The following is a 426-nucleotide window of genomic DNA, read 5'->3' on the forward strand; positions in this document are numbered from 1 at the left end:
TTTTCGCTTCGATTGCTTTGTTCAACGCATCTTTAGCTGCGTCTACTGCGTCTTGTGTCGCATTAGCATCTGCTTGTAATGCTTTCGCTTTTTCTAACGCATCTTGGACCGCTTTATCTTCTTTATCTGTTGGATCTAATGTTAAACCTTCTGCATTATTGATTGCTTTTTCAAGTTCCGCTTTATCTGCTTTCGCAACCAATCCAGCTTGTGCATCTTTTAATGCTTGTGTTGCTTCTTTGATTTGATCAACAGTTACAGATTCCGGATTGTTCACAATACCTTGTGCCACAGCCATTGTATCTACTAATGGTTCAACGCTGTTAGGAGTAAAGTTCGCTTGGTTGATAGTTTTCGCTTTTTCAAGCTCTGCTTTCAACGCTTCAAGTGCCGCATTGACTGCGTCTGCTTTATCTTGAGCAGTTT

Annotated in this window: 1 protein-coding gene; it reads right to left on the reverse strand. The window is 40.8% G+C overall.

All coding sequences use genetic code 11. From position 1 onward, the window contains the following. On the reverse strand, window positions 1-426 hold a 426-nt coding region (locus HMPREF2937_RS10970; protein ID WP_180364641.1), incomplete at both ends, for an FIVAR domain-containing protein.

Source organism: Staphylococcus sp. HMSC061G12 (genome assembly GCF_001838465.1).
Taxonomy (GTDB): Bacteria; Bacillota; Bacilli; order Staphylococcales; family Staphylococcaceae; genus Staphylococcus; species Staphylococcus simulans.